Raw genomic sequence first — 17,060 nt, 5'->3', positions numbered from 1 at the left:
GCAACAGGTTCAATAGCGGCGAGGCAATGGCAGCAATTTCACTGAGCAAGCTCAACAAGCATTATGGCTCGCTGTTCCACGCCGTGAAGGACGTCGATCTCGAGATTGCCGACAAGGAGTTCGTGGCGCTGGTCGGCCCGTCCGGCTGCGGCAAGTCGACGACACTGCGCATGATCGCAGGCCTGGAAGACATCACCAGCGGCGACATCCGCATCGGCAACAAGGTGGTCAATCACCTGCCGCCGCGCGACCGCGACGTCGCCATGGTGTTCCAGAATTACGCGCTCTACCAGCACATGAGCGTCTACGACAATCTGGCTTTCGGCCTGCGCAACAAGAAGACGCCGGAGGCTGAGATCAAGACGGCGATCGACCGCGCCGCCGGCATGCTCGGGCTGCATGATCTGCTGCAGCGCAAGCCGAAGCAGCTCTCGGGCGGCCAGCAGCAGCGCGTCGCGCTCGGCCGCTGCATCGTCCGCAACCCGCAGGTGTTTCTGTTCGACGAGCCACTGTCGAACCTCGATGCCAAGCTGCGCGCTCAGATGCGTATCGAGATCAAGCGGCTGCATGCGGAAATTCCGACCACCTCGGTATTCGTGACCCACGACCAGGTCGAGGCCATGACGCTCGGGGACCGCGTCGTCATCATGCGCGACGGCCGCATTCAGCAGATCGGTACGCCGCTGCAGGTCTATGGCAAGCCCGCCAACAAGTTCGTCGCCGGCTTCATCGGCGCGCCCGCGATGAACTTTATCGACGTCAACGTGCGCAGCGCGGCGGGCGTGACATCGGTCGAGACGGAGGGCCTGCGGCTCACGATCGGGCCCGCGGATGCGTCCGCGCTCGCGGTGCACAGCGGTCGCCGCGTGATCATGGGCATGCGGCCGGAGCACCTCTCGCTCGGCACCGGCGCCCCGGGCCTTGGTTTCGACGCCCACGTCGAGGTCGTCGAGCAGCTCGGTTCGGAAATCCTGCTGGAGACGAGGGTGGGCAATGCCAGCATCACCGCCGCCCGCGTGCCGGCGGAAACCGTGATCGCGCGCGGCGACCGGGTTCGCCTGTCGGCGCAGGCCGGCCGCCTGCATTTCTTCGATCCGCAGACCGAACTGCCGATTTCCTGAGTGAAATCAGGCCGAAGCACGTTTGTTTGATCGCCCAAAGTTCCGTGTTCCAAAAAAAATGGAACCATCTCGCGCCCTTGCGCATTGTCGGCCCGGCCATAAAACAGGTGGGGCATGCTGGTCGAGCGTGGGTTGCAGGTCATGAACTTCGAGGTGGTGGACGACGCCTATGCCATCGCCTCGAACTACCTCCGCAAAACCGGCGCCATCGCCGACAGCTTCGCCACCGACGAGCGGCTGCTCGAAATCATCGTCAAGATGTTCCAGCTCGGCGAATTCAACCGGATCAGGCTTGCCAACAGGGCAATCGCCAAATTCGAGGCCAGCGTATCGGCCTGACCGTATCAACGGTGTCATCCCACGTGAGGAGAATTCCATGGAAGCCGCGATCGATCGCATCATGCAGACCTATGACCTGCTTCTGAACTGCACTTCCGCAGCCAGCGACGAGGCGCGCGCCAAGGTGACGGCCTATCTCACCACGCTGGTCGAGGCCGGCGAGAAGGATCCGCACCGGCTGACGGTGTGCGGACTGACCTATTTGCGCCAGCTCGACGGCAGCAATGATCCGGTGAAGGCTGGATATACGGGGCTGTAGGGGGACCCGATCGACGCAGCGGATGGAAGGACAACCTGGCGGAGAAAGGCTTGCTGCCCCGCGCACGCCGCCATAGATTCCGGGCTCTGATCGACGGAGGCTGCCATGACCTCACTCACCCGTCGCTTATTCCTGTCGCTTGCGGCAGCGCTCGTGCCGGCTTCCGCCATCGCCCATCACGGCTGGGGCGGATACGATACGTCAAAATCCTTCACCGTCACCGGCAAGATCCTGAAATCGACCTTCGAGAACCCGCATTGCGAGATCGAGATGGAGGTCGACGGCAAGCGCTGGCACTTCGTCCTGGCGCCGCCCTCGCGCATGCAGGCGCGTGGCGCGACGGCTGATCTGATCGCGCCCGGCAAGACCTGCACCGTGTTCGGCTATCCTCACACCACCAAGCCGGACGAGGCGCGGATCGAATATATCGTGCTCGACGGCAAGCGGATCGAGTTGCGGTAGGCGCGCGTGGAACATCAGCCGGCCGCATCGATCTTCCTGTCGCTGCAGGAAAGCGCGCTGGGGCACACGATGCGCTCTTCGCCCGCGCTTTATCCCGCGGTCGAGATTTTGCACATCATCGGCTTTGTGGTGCTCGTCGGATCGATCCTGGCGCTCGATCTGAGGCTATTGGGGCTCGGGCGCGCGATTGCGATCCAGCCGATGGCGCAATTGCTGTTGCCGGTGTCGCGCGCCGGCTTTCTGCTCGCGATCAGCATGGGATTTTTGCTGTTCAGCGCCGATGCCTCGCATGTTGTGAAGAACCCGGCATTCCAGGCCAAGGCGCTGCTGATTGTGGCGGCGCTGATCAACATCGTGATCGCGCATGCGATCCCATGGCGCCATGCTGAAGCGTGGGGAAAGGAAGCCTCCCTTGGAGCCAAGGCGACGGCGCTGCTATCGATCCTGCTGTGGCTCGGCGTTATCTGTGCGGGACGCCTGATTGCCTACTTCTAGTGAGGTGGCTATGTCCCTTATTCGCTTCGCCATCTTCGTACTCCTGCTCGGCCTCAGCGCCACGGCGGAGACCGCCATCGCCGACGAGGCTGCAAAGGCCTGGAATGCCCTGCGCGCCGGCGGGCATGTCGCGCTGATGCGGCACGCCGATGCGCCGGGAGGCTTTGGCGATCCGCCCGGCTTCCGCGTCGAGGATTGCGCCACCCAGCGCAACCTCAGCGCCAAGGGCAGGGCGGACGCGGAAAAGATCGGCGCGCGGCTCAAACGGGAAGGGATCGCGTTCGAAAAGATCCTGAGTTCGCCGTGGTGCCGATGCACCGACACCGCCAAATTGATGAACCTCGGCACGATCGAGACCGAGCCGACATTCGGCAATGTCGTGGTGCTGCGCGATCAAAGGGAGACGCTTACGGCAGGAGGGCGCGCGCTCATCGCCAAATGGACGGCAGGCGGAAACCTGCTCATCGTGACGCACGGCGCGAACATTTCGGCGTTGACCGGCGTCTCGCCGGCCAGCGGCGAGATCGTCGTCGTCAAAGGCGGCAGCGACCGCGCCGAACCGGTCGGCCGCTTGCTTCTCGATTGAGCGCAGTGCGATTACCGCGCGTCCGCCCTCGCGTCTTTGTTGCGATACCGGTTCCAGTTGGCGATCACGGCCTCAAATCGCGCAGGTTTCGTGGCCGCTACGGTCGCCGTGTGGGAGTGAGCTTTCCATCTTGGGAAATCCATCTGTCAGCCCCGGATGGTTTATAAGCGCAGTCAAAACGCCCGCATGTGATCTGGTTCACGAGAGGACCGACGAAAATCTCGCGCAGGTTGAGGGACAAATCAGCTAGATGTTGTGTCCAGTGGCGCTCTCAAAAATATTCTGCTTTCGTTCTCACCCAAATCAGTCGCATAACTCCGCCCGTCTCACGGCAGATGAGGGGCGTCGGCCATCGTCACGAACGCGCGGTGAGATGCGATGGACGTGAATGGCGCGAGACGTGCGCGCCGGAAGCGTACGGCGAAGTCGTGTGGTCCTGGCGTCGCGGTGCTGGCGTTAAGTCCAAGAGAAGCGAAGCTTCTCGGGGGCGACGGAGGCAAAAGAGCCGTTCTCCGGGGAGAGCTCGTTATAAGCCGTAAAGCCATTGCGCAGGGAAGGCCGGGATGCCCCCGCTGTACCTGTATGCTCGTGTGCGTTTTCCTTTATGCGCAACGGCACACGAGACCTCGGGTGCAGCAAGCACCCGGTCTTCCCTGCGCCCTCCGAATGAGAGGGCGGACAAAGAGATGAAAACCTCGGGCAAAACATGTCGCGAGATCGCGAATCTATATCACCGTCATTGCGAGCGCAGCGAAGCAATCCATCTCGCGGCATAACGGAAAAATGGATTGCTTCGCTGCGCTCGCAATGACGCTGATGGGCCGCGGCGTACTGGCTGCTGTAGGATGGGTAGAGCGCAGCGAAACCCATCGCGACATGCGCCGTATTGGTGGCATTGATGGGTATCGCTTCGCTCCACCCATCCTACGGTCTGCGATGTGGATTGCTTCGCCTGGTTGGCAATGACAGTCTCAAGTGAACCGCGCCAGCAACAACGAGGAAACCCCATGCTCACGCTCCACCATCTCAACGACTCCCGCTCGCAGCGGATCCTGTGGCTGCTGGAAGAGCTCGGGCTTCCGCACGAGATCAAGCGCTATCAGCGCAACGCCGAGACCCGGCTCGCGCCGCCGGAGTTGAAAGCGATTCATCCGCTCGGCAAATCGCCCGTCATCACCGACGGCGACACCACCATCGCCGAGTCCGGCGCCATCGTCGATTACATCATCCGCCATTACGGTAAGGGCGCGATGATGCCGGCGCCCGGCAGCGCCGACTACGAAGCCTACAACGAGTGGCTGCATTATTCCGAAGGCTCGGCGATGTTGCCGCTGATGCTCAACCTCTATGTCGGCCGGCTGAAGGAGGCTGGCGCGCCCCTGCATCCGCGCATCGACAGCGAACTGGCCAACCACCTCGGCTATGTCGACGGCGCACTGAAGGGGCGGGAGTTCTTCGTCGGGGCGTCGCTGACCGGTGCCGACATCCAGATGAGCTTTGTCGGCGAGATGGCAAAAGTGTTCGACAAGCTCGGCGCCTATCCGAACCTTGCCGCCTGGCTGGAGCGCATGCACGCCCGGCCGGCGTTCCAGCGCTCGGTCGCCAAGGGCGGGCCGTACCGGTTTGCGTGACGGTGAATGGGGTTTCGGACCGGAGGCGACGGGAAACAGGGGGCCTGGGAACCCCCTACATCCCCACCATATCTTGCACAAATACCAGCCGGATACCGCAAATGCTTGGCCACTTCGGCCGGATGTGGTATCTCACAGGCTTCTTTCGACCGGCCACACCAGACCCGCCCGCTTTGCCCCCAAGGGCCTGCGGCGGTGGAGATATTTCGTCCAATGACCAGCGCCAAGACCGCCTCCGCGCCCGACTCGTTCTTCACGGCCACCCTTGCCGAGGCCGACCCGGAAATCGCCGCCGCGATCAAGGGCGAACTCGGTCGCCAGCGGCACGAGATCGAGCTGATTGCGTCCGAAAATATCGTCAGCCGGGCCGTGCTGGAAGCACAGGGCTCGGTGATGACCAACAAGTACGCCGAAGGTTATCCGAACGCGCGGTACTATGGTGGCTGCGAATGGGTCGACGTCGCCGAGACGCTGGCGATCGAGCGCGCCAAGAAGCTGTTCGGCGCTGGCTTTGCCAACGTCCAGCCGAACTCCGGCAGCCAGATGAACCAGGCGACGTTTCTGGCGCTGCTGCAGCCCGGCGATACCTTTATGGGCCTCGACCTCGCCGCCGGCGGCCATCTCACCCACGGCTCGCCGGTCAACATGTCCGGCAAGTGGTTCAAGGCTTCGCACTACACGGTGCGGCGCGAGGACCAGATCATCGACATGGATGAAGTGGCGAAGCAGGCCGAGCAGGTGAAGCCGAAGCTGATTATCGCCGGCGGATCGGCCTATTCGCGCGCGTGGGACTTCAAACGCTTCCGCGAGATCGCCGACAGCGTCGGCGCCTATCTGCTGGTCGACATGGCGCATTTCGCCGGCCTCGTCGCCGGCGGCGTCCATGCCTCGCCAGTGCCGCATGCCCACGTCACTACGACGACGACGCATAAGTCGCTGCGCGGCCCGCGCGGCGGCCTGATCCTGTGCAACGACGAGGCGATTGCCAAAAAACTGAATTCGGCGATCTTCCCGGGCCTGCAGGGTGGTCCGCTGATGCATGTCATCGCCGCCAAGGCGGTAGCGTTCGGCGAGGCGCTGCGTCCGGACTTCAAGGTCTACGCCAAGAACGTCGTCGAGAACGCGAAGGCGCTGGCGGAAACGCTGCGCGGCCACGGCCTCGATATCGTCTCTGGTGGCACCGACAACCATCTGATGCTGGTCGACCTCAGGCCGAAGGGTCTGAAGGGCAACGTCTCGGAGAAGGCGCTGGTGCGCGCTGCCATCACCTGCAACAAGAACGGCATTCCCTTCGATCCCGAAAAGCCGTTCGTCACTTCGGGCCTGCGTCTCGGCACGCCGGCGGCGACCACGCGCGGCTTTGGCGTAGCCGAGTTCAAGCAGGTCGGCGGCATGATCGCCGAAGTGCTCAATGCGCTGGCGCAGTCGGAAGACGGCAAGGCGCCGCTGGTTGAAGCTGCGATCAAGGAACGCGTGAAGGCGCTGACCGACCGCTTCCCGATCTATCAATAAAGGACGCGAGTGGTGCGCTGTCCGAGCTGCAACAGTCTCGATACACAGGTGAAGGATTCACGGCCGACCGAGGACTCGGCCGTGATCCGGCGGCGGCGGGTGTGCATCGCCTGCAACTTCCGTTTCACCACCTTCGAGCGGGTGCAGTTGCGCGAACTGACCGTGATCAAGCGCAACGGTCGCCGGGTGCCGTTCGACCGAGACAAGCTGGTCCGCTCGCTGCAGATCAGTCTGCGCAAGCGGCCAGTCGACCCTGAAAGGGTCGAGAAGATGGTCTCGGCCATCGTGCGCGAGCTTGAAAGCGGCGGCGAGGCGGAAGTCTCCTCGGAGGCGATTGGCGAGATCGTGATGGAGCATCTGCGCCAGCTCGACGACGTCGCCTATGTGCGCTTCGCCTCCGTCTACCGCAATTTCCGCGAGGCCAAGGACTTCGAGACCGTGCTCGGCGAACTCACCGGCGAAGACGACGCGCGGGTCACCACGTTGCGCAAATGATCTTCCGCATCCTGGAAGACCAGTACGGGCAGAAACTCAGGGAGTCCAAAGCCGCGGACCAGCGCTTCATGCAGCTGGCGCTGGCGCTCGGCCGTCGCGGGCTGGGGCGGACCTGGCCGAATCCGGCCGTCGGCGCGGTCGTCGTGAAGGATGGCGTCATCGTTGGCCGCGGCTGGACCCAACCCGGCGGCCGGCCTCACGCCGAGCCTGAGGCGCTGAAGCGCGCCGGCGAGGCCGCGCGCGGCGCCACGCTCTATGTGACGCTCGAACCTTGCTCGCACTTCGGCAAGTCGCCGCCGTGCGTTGATGCAGTAATTGCCTCCGGCATTGCGCGCGTGGTGTCAGCGATCGAGGACCCCAATCCGGAAGTGGCCGGGCAGGGGCACGCAAAACTCCGCGCCGCCGGCATCACCGTCGAGGTCGGCCTCGGCGCTCAGGAAGCCGCATGCGATCACGCCGGGCATTTCCGCCGCGTCCGCGACAAGCGCCCGCATGTGATCCTGAAACTCGCGGTATCCGACGACGACAAGATCGGCGCTGCCGGCCACAAGCCGGTCGCGATCAGCGCAGAGGCGGCGAAGACACGCGTGCATCTGCTGCGCGCGCAATGCGACGCCATCCTGGTCGGCATCGGCACGGTGCTGGCGGACGATCCGCATCTGACCTGCCGCCTGCCGGGGATGGAAGCGCGCTCGCCGGTGCGGGTGGTGCTGGATCGCGCGCTGCGGCTGCCCGGCACCAGCAAGCTGGTTCAGTCCGCGCGGCAGACGCCGCTCTGGGTGATGACATCAGATTTCGCCGACGCTCCCGCAGCCATGAAGCTCGGCGCCGCCGGCGCGCAGGTGGTGCGCGTTGCGGCTACCGCCAAACCGCCCGGACTGGACTTGCCGGCAGTGCTCCATGCGCTGTCCGGCAAGGGCATCACAAGGCTGATGGTGGAAGGCGGCTCGCGGGTCGCATCCTCCTTCGTCGCCAGCGGCCTGGTCGATGAAATCTGGCTGTTGCGCGGCCCCGACAAGGTCGGCGCCGACGGCATTCCCGCGCTGGACGCATTGCCGCTCTCGGCAATCACCGGGTCGCCCGCGTTCAGGACACGTGCTAGCGAAAGCTTGGATAAGGACACTCTGACTATTTATGAGCGCGCTGTCTAAGCTCGTCATGCCCGGGCTTGTCCCGGGCATCCACGTCTTGGCGGCAGATGAAAAGGAAGACGTGGATGGCCGGGACAAGCCCGGCCATGACGGTGGTGTAAAATGTTCACTGGAATAGTCACCGACATCGGCGAGATCACAGCCTTGACACCAACGGCGCAGGGGCAATTGCACCGCATGCGGATCGCCTGCCGCTATGACCAGACAACGATCGCCGATGGCGCCTCGATCGCCTGCAATGGCGTCTGCCTCACGGTGGTAGCATCCGGCGTCGAGGGCGATAAGACCTGGTTCGACGTCGATGCCGCGGCGGAAACGCTCGGCATGACCACGGCCAAGCATTGGGCCAAAGGCACCAAACTCAATCTCGAACGGGCGCTTAAGATCGGCGACGAACTCGGCGGCCATATCGTTGCGGGGCACGCCGACGGGATTGCGACCATCGTCAAGCGTGACGATCTGCCCGATATGGCCCGGTTCGAACTGCGCACGACGCGCGAGCTCGCCCGCTTCATCGCCGCCAAAGGCTCGGTAACGCTGGATGGCGTGTCGCTGACCGTAAACACGGTCGAGGATGTCACATTTTCGGTGCTGATCATCCCGCATACGCTCAACGTCACCACGCTCAGCGGCTGGGCAGCAGGCAGCGAGGTCAATATCGAGGTCGACCTGATGGCCCGCTACGCGGCGCGGCTGTCGGAAATGAAGTGACGGAGCAGCCGTCATTCCGGGCCGATGCGTTAGCATCGAGCCCAGAATCTCGAGATTCGCCGGGGTGCAATTGCACCCCTGAAGTCTGGTCCTTCGGACCATCCCGGAATGACGACGCTCCGAGTAAGTGCTTGGCTTAGCCACCCGCGGCGACTACATAACGCGCCAGTACCAGAGTGAAATGGATTGAACGATGGCAGACGCACGGCGCGCACCGCTGAAAGACCAGACCGACATCACAGGCGCGCGCGCGCTGATCGTCGAGGCGCGGTTTTATGACGACATCCAGGATGCGCTGCTGGAAGGCGCCGTCGCCGAGCTGAAGGCCGCCGGGGTGACGCACGACGTCATCACGGTTCCCGGCGCGCTGGAGATTCCGGCCGCCATCGCCATTGCGCTCGATGCTGCCGACAGGAACGGCAAGCCCTATGACGCCGCGATCGCGCTCGGCTGCGTGGTGCGCGGCGACACCATCCATTTCGAGATCGTCTCGATCGAATCTTCGCGCGCACTGATGGATCTGGCGGTCACGCGCAAGCTGCCGCTCGGTAACGGCATCATCACCGTCAATACCGATGCGCAGGCCTGGGCGAGAGCGCGCGCCAGCGAACTCAACAAGGGCGGCGACGCCGCGCGTGCGGCGCTGGCGATGCTGCGGATCAAACGCCGGCTGGCAAAGGCCTGATGATGATGGCAGAGAAGAAGCCCGCCAAAGCCACTGACAAGAAAGCCAATCGCCGTGGCGCGGCGCGGCTGGCCGCCGTGCAGGCGCTGTACCAGATGGACATCGCGGGCGCCGGCATCAACGACATCTTCGCCGAGTTCGAGAGCCACTGGCTCGGCAACGAAGTCGAAGGCGACAAATACCTGCCGGCGGAGGCGGCGTTTTTCCGCGACGTGGTGTCGGGCGTGGTGCGCGACCAGGCGAGGCTCGATCCCCTGATCGACGATGCGCTGCAGAAGGGCTGGCCGCTGAAGCGGATTGACGCGATTTTGCGCGCGGTGCTGCGCGCCGGCTCCTATGAGCTGGAGCACCGCAGGGATGTGCCGGGCCGCGTGGTCGTATCCGAATATGTCGACGTCGCGCATGCCTTCGTCGAAAAGGACGAGACCGGCATGGTCAACGCCGTACTCGACCAGATCGCGCGTCAGTTCCGCGCCGACGAGTTCGCGCGTGGTTAGCGTCAAACCCGCGTCCGGCGAGGACTCGCTGATCGCGCGATACTTCCGGCCGCTCGCGACAGACCCCGGCTCGTTCCATCTCGACGACGACGCCGCGGCGTTGAGGTCATGGGGCGACGATATCGTGGTGACGACGGATGCCATCGTCGAAGGCGTGCATTTCCTGCCTGACGATCCCCCCGACACGGTCGCGCGCAAGGCGCTGCGGGTGAACCTTTCCGATCTCGCGGCGAAGGGCGCTAAGCCCGCCGGCTTCGTGCTGACGCTGGCCTTGCGCAGCGCCGACGACGCCTGGCTAAAGCCGTTCGCGGCGGCGCTCGGCGACGATGCTGGGCAATTCGCCTGTCCGCTGCTTGGCGGAGACACCGTATCCACGCCGGGGCCGCTGATGGTCTCGGTCACCGCGTTCGGCCGCGTGCCGCCGGGGAAGATGATTCATCGCAGCGGCGCCAGTCCGGGTGATCGGGTGATGGTGACGGGCACGATCGGCGACGCCGCGCTGGGGCTTGCCATCCTGCACGGCGGGAAGGTGCATGCTGCCGCATCCGACAAGGCCGCACGCGAGGCGTTGGTCGGGCGCTATCGCATTCCGCAGCCGCGCGTGGCGCTGGCCGAGATCGTGCGCGACCATGCCAGCGCGGCGATGGATGTGTCGGATGGCCTTGCCGGCGATCTCACCAAGCTCTGCGGCGTGTCCGGCGTATCCGCGGTGATCGATCTGGAGTCGATCCCGTTGTCCGGCGCGGCGCAGGATCTGGTGTCGCGCGGCATTGTCGGCCTGGAAACACTGATTGCAGGCGGCGATGATTACGAGATCCTGTGCACGATACCGGAGGATCGCGTCGAGGCTTTCGCGCAAGCCGCAACGCGTGTCGGCGTCACGGTGGGTTCCATTGGAACGGTGATCGCTGGAAGCGCGGTTCCGAAGTTCATCGACGGACAGGGCAAGGAAATAACGCTGGAACGTCGCTCTTACAGCCATTTTTGACGTGGCACGCTAAACGCCGGCCTTTATTTCCCGCCCGCCATTGCTATTTCGCCGAAAACCTATAGGTGTATTGCCATTCGATTACCGTCGTGCCTTTTCGAACGCGCCCTTTGGGGCTTCTTCCAGAGACATCGTCGATATTGGATTTGAATCCGCGCGATCGCCGTGCGGAATGAAAGCCTATGTGCTTTGGAGAAGAGAAATGGCTACGGGAACAGTGAAGTGGTTCAACGGTCAAAAGGGTTTCGGATTCATTGAGCCGAGCGATGGCAGTAAGGATGTGTTCGTGCACATCTCCGCCGTCGAGCGTGCGGGCCTCGGCGGACTGGCCGAAGGTCAGAAGGTTCAGTTCGAACTCAAGACCGACAAGATGCGGGGCAAGGTGAGCGCGGAAAACCTGTCGCTCGTCTAAGGCCTCGAAACGGTCGTTTCACGGATGTACTGGAATGGCTAGTGAGCTCGCTCGATCCCGATAGGATTGAGCGGGTTCTTGTATTTTTGGGCCCAACCTCAAGGCCAGCGCCTGCCCGCTGTCCAGGCAACGACTTGCCGAGCCCGGGTTACCGGTGAATCCTTTCAAAAATCGACGGATTCCGGCCTCGGCGGCGTTGCGCCGGGGAGACGATTTTGGCATGGTCCCGCCGATTTGAGGTCACCCTTCTGGGCAGGGAAGGCCTCCATAATAAGCGCCGGCCGCGCTCGCGGGATGGCGTGGGGCGGAAAACCAGCATCTGAGGCAACTTCTATGACAGCATTATGGGTGATTGTGCTCTGCGGAGCGCTTTCGATCGTTTACGCCATTTGGGCGACGTCTTCCGTTCTGAAATCGGACGCCGGCAATCCGCGCATGCAGGAGATCGCGGCGGCGGTGGCCGAAGGCGCGCAGGCCTATCTGCGCCGCCAGTACATGACGATCGGCATGGTCGGCGTCGTGATTTTCGCGCTGCTGGCCTACTTTCTGGGCATGCTGGTTGCGATCGGCTTCCTGGTCGGCGCCGTGCTGTCGGGCGCCGCCGGTTTCATCGGTATGAACGTCTCGGTCCGCGCCAACGTGCGCACCGCGCAGGCGGCGACCACTTCGCTGGCCGGCGGTCTTGAACTGGCCTTCAAGGCGGGCGCGATCACCGGCCTTCTGGTGGCCGGCCTCGCGCTGCTCGGCGTCACCATCTATTTCGCCTATCTCACCCAGATCATGGGGCTGAAGGCCAACGACCGCGTCGTCGTCGACGCGCTGGTGGCACTCGGCTTCGGCGCCTCGCTGATCTCGATCTTCGCCCGTCTCGGCGGCGGCATCTTCACCAAGGGTGCTGACGTCGGCGGCGACCTCGTCGGCAAGGTCGAGGCCGGCATCCCCGAGGACGATCCGCGCAACCCGGCGACCATCGCCGACAACGTCGGCGACAACGTCGGGGACTGCGCCGGCATGGCCGCCGACCTGTTCGAGACCTATGCGGTGACCGCGGTCGCCACCATGGTGTTGGCCGCGATCTTCTTCGCGAACTCGCCGCTGCTGGTGAACATGATGACCCTGCCGCTCGCCATCGGCGGCGTCTGCATCATCACCTCGATCATCGGCACCTTCTTCGTCAAGCTCGGCGCCAGCCAGTCCATCATGGGCGCGCTGTACAAGGGCCTGATCGCGACCGGCGTGCTGTCGCTGCTGGGCGTCGCAGCCGTGATTCACTGGCTGATCGGTTTTGGCGAGCTGGCGGGTGTGAAGTACACCGGCATGGCGCTGTTCCAGTGCGGGGTGATCGGCCTTGTCGTCACCGGCCTGATCATCTGGATCACCGAATACTATACCGGCACCGACTATCGCCCGGTGAAGTCGATTGCGGCGTCCTCGGTCACCGGCCACGGCACTAACGTGATCCAGGGTCTGGCGATCTCGATGGAAGCGACCGCGCTGCCCGCGATCGTCATCATCGCCGGCATCCTGATCACCTACAGCCTTGCCGGCCTGTTCGGCATCGCGATTGCGACCACGACGATGCTTGCGCTGGCCGGGATGATCGTCGCGCTCGACGCCTTCGGCCCGGTCACGGACAATGCCGGCGGCATCGCCGAAATGGCCGGCCTGCCGAAGGAAGTGCGCAAGTCGACCGACGCGCTCGATGCCGTCGGCAACACCACCAAGGCGGTCACCAAGGGCTATGCGATCGGCTCCGCCGGTCTCGGCGCGCTGGTGCTGTTCGCGGCTTACAATGAAGACCTCAAGTTCTTCATCGGCAATTCTGCCAAGCATCCGTACTTCCAGGGTGTCGCTCCGGACTTCTCGCTCAACAACCCCTACGTCGTGGTTGGCCTCCTGTTCGGCGGCCTGCTGCCGTACCTGTTCGGCGCGCTGGGCATGACCGCCGTCGGCCGTGCGGCCGGTGCGATCGTCGAGGAAGTGCGGCGCCAGTTCCGCGAGAAGCCCGGCATCATGCAGGGCACCGACAAGCCCGACTACGGCAAGGCCGTCGACCTGCTGACCAAGGCGGCGATCAAGGAAATGATCATCCCGTCGCTGTTGCCGGTGCTGTCGCCGATCTTCGTCTACTTCGCGATCTACGCGATCGCGGGCGGCGGCGCGGCCGGCAAGTCGGCGGCGTTCTCGGCCGTCGGCGCCATGCTGCTCGGCGTGATCGTGACCGGCCTGTTCGTCGCGATCTCGATGACCTCGGGCGGCGGCGCCTGGGATAACGCCAAGAAGTACATCGAGGACGGTCACTACGGCGGCAAGGGCTCCGACGCCCACAAGGCGGCGGTGACCGGCGACACCGTCGGCGATCCCTACAAGGATACGGCGGGTCCCGCGGTCAACCCGATGATCAAGATCACCAACATCGTGGCGCTGCTGCTGCTGGCGATCCTGGCGCACTGAGCCGGCGAAAGCCGATCGAAACGAAAACCCCGCGGTGCGAGCCGCGGGGTTTTTGTTTCGGCCTTCGTTGGGTGGGTTAGCGCAGCGTAACCCACCGAAATGTTTGTGCGCGCCGAGACCGCAGGTGGGTTACGGCTTCGCCTGACCCACCCTACGAACTTCTCAATTCACATCCATCTGCAGGCCTTCGCGCTTGATGATCTCGCCGAACTTCGCGGTCTCGGCCTGCACGAAGTCAGAGAATTGCTGCGGCGTGCCCCAGTCGGCGGTGGCGCCCATGTTGCCGATGGTCTTCTTGACGTCATCGCGCGCCAGCATCGCCTTGATCTCCTTGTTGAGCGCCTCGACGGCGGGAGCGGGCGTTGCCTTCGGCAGGAAGACGCCAAACCAGGAGGAGACGTCGAACTTCGCAAGTTCGGGTACACCCTCGCGTATGGTCGGAATGTTCGGCGCCGCCGGGCTGCGCTCGGGCGTGGTCACGCAAAGCGCGGTGAGCTTGCCCTCCTGGGTCTGCGGCAGCGTGGGATAGAGGTTGTCGAACAGTATCTGGATGTCGCCCGCGAGTGCCGCCTGCAGCGCCGGACCTGCGCCGCGGAACGGCACATGGACCATCTTCAGGCCGGTAAGTTGCAGGAACCAGGCGCCGGTGAGGTGAGGGCTCTGCCCGACGCCGGAGGAGCCGTAGGTAAGCTTGTCCGGATTGGCCTTGATGTAGGCGATCAACTCTGGGATCGACTTGATGCCGGTCGACGGATGCGCCGAGACAATGTTGGGAATCCGGATCATGTTGCTGACCGGCTGCAACTGGTCGGCCTTGTAGGTCATGTTGCGGAAGATGCTGTAGGCGATCGCGTTCGGACCGGGATTGCCGACCAGGATGACGTGGCCGTCGGCTTTGCCCCGCACGGCTTCGGCAGTGCCGATGGTGCCGCCGCCGCCGGAGCGGTTTTCCACGACGGCTGACTGGCCCCAAGCGGTCTGCAGATGCGCGGCCAGCAAACGTCCCATCACGTCGGTGCTGCCGCCCGCCGCTGCCGGTACGATGAGACGCACGGTCTCGGTCGGGCGCCAGTCAGAGCCGAAGCTCGAGCGCGGCAAAATCGCCGCCGCCGAAACGGCTGCAGCTCCGGTCAAAACACGGCGGCGAGAAATAGCTTTAATCGTCACAAGTTCACTCCCTGCTTTGGATTCTTGTTGGCAGGGACCGTAGGCAGCGCGCGCGCAGAGGGCAAGCGGGCGACTTGGCGCATGATTTCCGCGCCACGGAACAGAGTGATTCAGAAGTGACTGGCTCTAGTTAAAGCTCAAGAGCTTGAACAGCGGCGTCAGGTAGCTGAGCTCCTGGCCGGATGTGGGCGTGGTGCGGCTGATGAAGTCGAAGATCTTGCCGTCCTGCAATCCGTAATTGGCAAGCCGCGTCACCTGGCGGTTCTTGTCGAAATAGATCGCGATCACGCGCTGGTCGACGACCTGCTGGTTCATGAAAGCGACTTTGCGTTCGGAGCGCTGCGAGATGTAATAGAACACCTCGCCGTTCAGGGTCGCCACCGTGGACGGCGTTCCCATCACGATCAGCACCTGATCCTGGCTGGCGCCGATCGGAATTTGCTCCAGCGCGTTGGGCGGCAGGATATAGCCCTTCTGGAACTGCTCGCCGGTGCATCCGGCCAGCGCCGCGCAGACCAATGCCACGGCCGCCGCCGCGCGAAAACCGCGCCGGCATGCGGACAGGCGGCGCGACGAGGGCACGCTGGTGCTCAGGTGGCTCATTTCGGTCATGTCAGGAATTAGCCCGTCCTCTTGCATCGCGCGGTGCGTTGACGTACCGGGCAGCACGCTGGATTGCAACATGCGCGGGCCCCCGGCAAAGAATCTGGAGGGCTCGCTCGCGGAACCCACAATGCTTTGGCCGTTCAATCACTTCAGGAAACCCCGGCCGCCGTTGCGCGGCACCATCGAGGCCATCTATGGCATGATCGTGACGCAGGCGCGAGAACCGTTGTTTTATCGGGACTTTGGGGTTCCGGACACGGTTAACGGCCGTTTTGACCTGCTTCTGCTGCATTTGTGGCTGGTGCTGCGGCGATTGAAATCGGTCGAGGGGGCCACGGCCCTGTCGCAGGGGCTATTCGACCATTTTTGCAACGATATGGACGATAATCTGCGCGAGATGGGGGTCAGCGACCTCAAGGTGCCGAAGCGGATGCAGGCCTTCGGCGAGGCCTTCTATGGCCGGACAACGGCCTATGACCTGGCGCTGACGGACGGCCGCGAGGCGCTGGCACAGGCCATGTGCAAGAATATCCTGAACGGCGAGAATATCGAAAAAGCCCGCCTGCTTGCGGTCTATGCCGAGGCGGCAATGGCCGCCCTCGACAGCCAGGGCGAGGCGGCGCTGGTAAGTGGTTCGGCCAGGTTTCCCTCGCCCGAGAAGGCAGGCGCACAGCAATGAGCAAGACCGGTACGACAGAGAAACCCGACCCGTGGCGCGTCCCCGTCGCGGTAGCGCAGATACCGGAGACGGGCCTGCATCGCGATATCCAGGCCGATCAGGCCATCCGCGCTGCCGTGGCCGATGTCGGAGGCTTGCGTGAGGTGCTTTCGGTGCGGGCCTCTTTCGACGTCACGCCAAAGAGCGGCGGCCGCTTCCACGTGGTCGGCCACGTGCGGGCGCGGATCGGCCAGACCTGCGTGGTGACGTTGGAGGAGATCGAGAACGATATCGACGAACCGATCGATCTGATCTTCGCGCCGCCCGAGCAGATCCCGCAGATGGCCGCGCTGGTCGACGAGGCCGAAGAGAGCGACGAGGAGATGCCCGATCCGCCCGAGCCGATCGAGAACGGTATGATCGACCTCGGCAGGGTTGCCACCGACGCCTTGTATCTCGCCGTCGATCCCTATCCGCGCAAGCCCGGCGCCGTATTTGAGCCGGTGGTTGAAGCAGCCGATCCCGAAGATCATCCGTTCGCGGCGCTCAAGGCGTTGAAAGCAGAACCGAAAAAATCGGGCGCCAGGAAGCCCAAGGGCAAGTAGCCGGCAGCTAAAGTGGCCTAGGAAGCTGCGTTCGGGTTGAAGTAGCTCCAATATCTTCCCAAGAATCCAAAATAAGATATTGAATTATCTGGGTATATTTCTTATTTTGGATTTCGGGCCACACCGCTTCCCTTTCGCCAAAAGACCGCCCTCAAGAGGTTGTGTCAGAACGGGGACACGCTATTGTCGCGGCCCGGCGGAGGCGCGCGTTGCGTTTCACCGAGCA

20 protein-coding genes are annotated in these 17,060 nt (G+C 63.7%); 18 read left to right on the top strand and 2 right to left on the bottom strand.

The window, feature by feature from the left end:
- Positions 1-26 precede the first annotated feature (26 nt).
- The 16 genes from AC0QUY_RS01405 to AC0QUY_RS01330 all read left to right on the top strand — a co-directional run bounded on the left by AC0QUY_RS01405 (position 27) and on the right by AC0QUY_RS01330 (position 13,798).
- Positions 27-1,121 carry an ABC transporter ATP-binding protein gene (locus tag AC0QUY_RS01405; RefSeq protein WP_161855003.1) on the top strand — a complete coding sequence of 365 codons (1,095 nt, stop codon included), beginning with the start codon at positions 27-29 and terminating at the stop codon, positions 1,119-1,121.
- Positions 1,122-1,235: 114 nt separating this feature from the next.
- Complete coding sequence (locus AC0QUY_RS01400; RefSeq protein WP_161855002.1) at positions 1,236-1,460, top strand: hypothetical protein; 225 nt, start codon at positions 1,236-1,238, stop codon at positions 1,458-1,460.
- 37 nt (positions 1,461-1,497) lie between these two features.
- A complete protein-coding gene (locus AC0QUY_RS01395) occupies positions 1,498-1,719 on the top strand; it encodes a hypothetical protein (protein ID WP_161855001.1) in 222 nt (73 codons plus the stop codon).
- Between the two features lie 105 nt (positions 1,720-1,824).
- Positions 1,825-2,181: a DUF6152 family protein gene (locus tag AC0QUY_RS01390; RefSeq protein ID WP_161855000.1), complete on the top strand. Its 357-nt coding sequence runs from the start codon at positions 1,825-1,827 to the stop codon at positions 2,179-2,181.
- 6 nt (positions 2,182-2,187) lie between these two features.
- Positions 2,188-2,676, top strand: a complete 489-nt coding sequence (locus AC0QUY_RS01385) for a DUF6644 family protein (RefSeq protein WP_475385443.1) — start codon at positions 2,188-2,190, stop codon at positions 2,674-2,676.
- 10 nt (positions 2,677-2,686) lie between these two features.
- Positions 2,687-3,262 (top strand): histidine phosphatase family protein, encoded by a 576-nt coding sequence (locus tag AC0QUY_RS01380; RefSeq protein ID WP_475385442.1) that lies wholly within the window; start codon positions 2,687-2,689, stop codon positions 3,260-3,262.
- A gap of 1,007 nt (positions 3,263-4,269) precedes the next feature.
- The gene (locus AC0QUY_RS01375; protein WP_475385441.1) at positions 4,270-4,893 is read left to right on the top strand and encodes a glutathione S-transferase family protein; all 624 of its coding nucleotides are present in this window, start codon (positions 4,270-4,272) and stop codon (positions 4,891-4,893) included.
- A gap of 213 nt (positions 4,894-5,106) precedes the next feature.
- Entirely contained in the window at positions 5,107-6,405 is a 1,299-nt protein-coding gene (glyA, locus tag AC0QUY_RS01370; RefSeq protein WP_475385440.1) for a serine hydroxymethyltransferase, read from the top strand.
- A 12-nt stretch (positions 6,406-6,417) separates the two neighbouring features.
- The gene (gene nrdR / locus AC0QUY_RS01365) at positions 6,418-6,900 is read left to right on the top strand and encodes a transcriptional regulator NrdR (protein ID WP_475385439.1); all 483 of its coding nucleotides are present in this window, start codon (positions 6,418-6,420) and stop codon (positions 6,898-6,900) included.
- Positions 6,897-8,051, top strand: coding sequence for a bifunctional diaminohydroxyphosphoribosylaminopyrimidine deaminase/5-amino-6-(5-phosphoribosylamino)uracil reductase RibD (gene ribD, locus AC0QUY_RS01360; protein ID WP_475385438.1), 1,155 nt, complete (start codon positions 6,897-6,899; stop codon positions 8,049-8,051). Before nrdR ends, ribD begins: the two co-directional genes overlap by 4 nt.
- Positions 8,052-8,153: 102 nt before the next feature.
- Positions 8,154-8,762 carry a riboflavin synthase gene (locus AC0QUY_RS01355; protein WP_475385437.1) on the top strand — a complete coding sequence of 203 codons (609 nt, stop codon included), beginning with the start codon at positions 8,154-8,156 and terminating at the stop codon, positions 8,760-8,762.
- Between the two features lie 193 nt (positions 8,763-8,955).
- On the top strand, positions 8,956-9,447 hold the full coding sequence (gene ribH / locus AC0QUY_RS01350; protein WP_161854993.1) for a 6,7-dimethyl-8-ribityllumazine synthase: 492 nt from the start codon (positions 8,956-8,958) through the stop codon (positions 9,445-9,447).
- A gap of 2 nt (positions 9,448-9,449) precedes the next feature.
- Entirely contained in the window at positions 9,450-9,944 is a 495-nt protein-coding gene (nusB, locus tag AC0QUY_RS01345) for a transcription antitermination factor NusB (protein WP_371419483.1), read from the top strand.
- Complete coding sequence (gene thiL, locus AC0QUY_RS01340) at positions 9,937-10,932, top strand: thiamine-phosphate kinase (protein WP_475385436.1); 996 nt, start codon at positions 9,937-9,939, stop codon at positions 10,930-10,932. The genes nusB and thiL overlap by 8 nt, the downstream gene beginning before the upstream one ends.
- A 202-nt stretch (positions 10,933-11,134) precedes the next feature.
- On the top strand, positions 11,135-11,344 hold the full coding sequence (locus tag AC0QUY_RS01335; protein WP_028345703.1) for a cold-shock protein: 210 nt from the start codon (positions 11,135-11,137) through the stop codon (positions 11,342-11,344).
- A gap of 333 nt (positions 11,345-11,677) precedes the next feature.
- On the top strand, positions 11,678-13,798 hold the full coding sequence (locus AC0QUY_RS01330; protein WP_475385435.1) for a sodium-translocating pyrophosphatase: 2,121 nt from the start codon (positions 11,678-11,680) through the stop codon (positions 13,796-13,798).
- Positions 13,799-13,960: 162 nt separating this feature from the next.
- Here the strand turns inward: AC0QUY_RS01330 and AC0QUY_RS01325 are convergent, their stop codons facing one another.
- Positions 13,961-14,965, bottom strand: coding sequence for a Bug family tripartite tricarboxylate transporter substrate binding protein (locus AC0QUY_RS01325; RefSeq protein ID WP_161854990.1), 1,005 nt, complete (start codon positions 14,963-14,965; stop codon positions 13,961-13,963).
- Between the two features lie 126 nt (positions 14,966-15,091).
- Positions 15,092-15,577 carry an outer membrane protein assembly factor BamE gene (locus AC0QUY_RS01320; RefSeq protein ID WP_371419482.1) on the bottom strand — a complete coding sequence of 162 codons (486 nt, stop codon included), beginning with the start codon at positions 15,575-15,577 and terminating at the stop codon, positions 15,092-15,094.
- A 121-nt stretch (positions 15,578-15,698) separates the two neighbouring features.
- Here AC0QUY_RS01320 and AC0QUY_RS01315 point away from each other — a divergent pair, with 121 nt between their 5' ends.
- Together AC0QUY_RS01315 and AC0QUY_RS01310 are read left to right on the top strand one after the other, a co-directional pair.
- The gene (locus AC0QUY_RS01315; protein ID WP_161856713.1) at positions 15,699-16,250 is read left to right on the top strand and encodes a ubiquinol-cytochrome C chaperone family protein; all 552 of its coding nucleotides are present in this window, start codon (positions 15,699-15,701) and stop codon (positions 16,248-16,250) included.
- Positions 16,247-16,834, top strand: coding sequence for a YceD family protein (locus tag AC0QUY_RS01310; RefSeq protein ID WP_161854989.1), 588 nt, complete (start codon positions 16,247-16,249; stop codon positions 16,832-16,834). The genes AC0QUY_RS01315 and AC0QUY_RS01310 overlap by 4 nt, the downstream gene beginning before the upstream one ends.
- The last annotated feature ends 226 nt before the right edge of the window (positions 16,835-17,060 follow it).

This window comes from Bradyrhizobium sp. WYCCWR15520, from assembly GCF_056174665.1.
Note: the sequence above shows the minus strand (reverse complement) of the source record. Positions and strands in the feature narration are given on the sequence as shown.